This is a genomic window from Pseudomonas sp. P4_C3, from assembly GCF_056402075.1.
In genome coordinates, this window is the sequence record NZ_JBFUIC010000511.1 from 1 (window position 1) to 2,118 (window position 2,118).

A 2,118-nucleotide genomic window follows, 5' to 3' on the forward strand; every position below is an offset into this window, starting at 1 on the left:
GATTGCATATGCTTGTCTGTACAAGTATCTGCGTGTGCATAAGACATGTTGCCAAGCAGTACCCGTGCTCTTGCGTCACAAGCGCTTTCGATGGTCCCAGGGAATAAAATAATGAAAAAAGCATTTCTCACACTTTCTGCATTGGCTTTGTGTGTGGCTGCCGGTTCTGCGTTGGCCAAGGAGTACAAGGAGTTGCGCTTTGGCGTCGACCCCTCTTATGCGCCGTTCGAATCCAAGGCCGCCGATGGCAGCCTGGTGGGCTTCGATATCGATCTGGGTAACGCGATCTGCGCAGAGCTGAAGGTCAAGTGCAAGTGGGTCGAAAGCGACTTCGACGGCATGATTCCCGGCCTCAAGGCCAACAAGTTCGACGGCGTGATCTCTTCCATGACCGCCACGCCAGCACGTGAGAAAGTTATCGATTTCTCAAACGAGCTGTTCTCTGGCCCGACCGCACTGGTATTCAAGAAAGGCGCGGCCATCGGCACCGATCCGGCCTCCCTCAAGGGCAAGAAAGTCGGCTACGAGCAAGGCACCATCCAGGAAGCCTACGCCAAGGCCGTGCTGGACAAGGCCGGGGTAGAGACCCAGGCCTACGCCAACCAGGATCAGGTGTACGCTGACCTGATCTCCGGACGCCTCGATGCCTCAATCCAGGACATGCTGCAAGCCGAACTGGGCTTCCTGAAGTCGCCACCAGGCGCCGACTTCCAGGTCAGCGAGCCGGTCGAAAGCCCCCTGCTGCCAGCCAAAACCGCCGTGGGCCTGACCAAAGGCAACGCCGAGCTCCAGGCCTTGCTGAACAAAGGTATCCAGGCACTGCACGACAATGGCACCTATGCGGCCGTCCAGCAGAAGCACTTTGGCGATCTGAATCTCTACAGCGGCAAATAATGACCCTGCGCCCATTTCCGGATGGGCACTTTTTTGATTGACGTAGGGCTGCCCAATGCTAGAAAACCTCTTGATGATTATGGGGCTGTCAGGCTTCAGCCTTAAGGGCTTCGGCCCGCTGTTGCTGCAAGGCTCCTGGATGACTGTCAAATTATCCTTTCTGTGCTTGCTGGTGAGCGTAGGCCTGGGCCTGATCGGCGCCAGCGCCAAGCTTTCGAAATCGGCACTGCTGCGCGTCCCTGCGCAGGCCTACACCACGCTGATCCGCGGGGTGCCGGACCTGGTGCTGATGCTGCTGATCTTCTACAGCCTGCAAACCTGGCTGACCTCGTTGACCGATTTCATGGAATGGGAATACATCGAAATCAATCCCTTTAGCGCCGGGGTCATTACCCTGGGCTTCATCTACGGGGCTTATTTCACCGAAACCTTCCGTGGCGCCATCCTCGCCGTACCGCGAGGGCAGATGGAAGCGGCTACCGCCTACGGCCTGACCCGCGCTCAGCGCTTTCGCCTGGTGGTGTTCCCGCAAATGATGCGTTTTGCCCTGCCGGGCATCGGTAATAACTGGATGGTGATCCTCAAGGCCACCGCGCTGGTGTCGATCATTGGCCTGGCCGATCTGGTCAAGGTGGCCCAGGACGCGGGCAAGAGCTCCTATCAGCTGTTCTTCTTCCTGATTCTGGCCGCCTTGATCTATCTGGTGATCACCACCGTTTCGAACTACGTCTTGCGCCGGATGGAAATCTTCTACGCCGCAGGCACCCGGGAGGCCGTGCGATGATCGAGCTACTGCAGGAATACTGGAAACCTTTCCTGTTCCAGGACGGCAATCACATCACCGGGCTGGCCATGACCCTCTGGCTGCTCAGTGCCTCGATCTTCTTCGGCTTCGTGATGTCGATCCCGCTGTCGATTGCCCGGGTCTCGACCAATGTCTGGGTGCGCTGGCCGGTGCAGTTCTACACCTACCTGTTCCGCGGTACGCCTCTCTATATTCAGCTGCTGATTTGCTACACCGGCATTTACAGCCTGGCCGCCGTGCGTGCTCAGCCCGTGCTGGATGCGTTCTTTCGCGATGCGATGAACTGCACCATCCTGGCCTTCGCCCTGAACACCTGCGCCTACACCACGGAGATCTTCGCCGGAGCCATTCGCAGCATGAACCACGGCGAAGTCGAGGCCGCCAAGGCTTACGGACTGACCGGCTGGAGGCTGTATGCC

Annotated in this window: 3 protein-coding genes; all 3 read left to right on the plus strand. The window is 58.3% G+C overall.

What is annotated here, in order from left to right; all coding sequences use genetic code 11:
- Window positions 1–111: 111 nt before the first annotated feature.
- The gene (locus AC1DVH_RS30005; protein ID WP_477756848.1) at window positions 112–894 is read left to right on the plus strand and encodes a transporter substrate-binding domain-containing protein; all 783 of its coding nucleotides are present in this window, start codon (window positions 112–114) and stop codon (window positions 892–894) included.
- 55 nt (window positions 895–949) lie between these two features.
- On the plus strand, window positions 950–1,678 hold the full coding sequence (locus tag AC1DVH_RS30010) for an ABC transporter permease (RefSeq protein ID WP_477756849.1): 729 nt from the start codon (window positions 950–952) through the stop codon (window positions 1,676–1,678).
- Window positions 1,675–2,118, plus strand: a 444-nt coding sequence (locus AC1DVH_RS30015) for an ABC transporter permease subunit (protein ID WP_477756850.1), incomplete at its 3' end; no start/stop codon positions are given. The genes AC1DVH_RS30010 and AC1DVH_RS30015, both read left to right, overlap by 4 nt.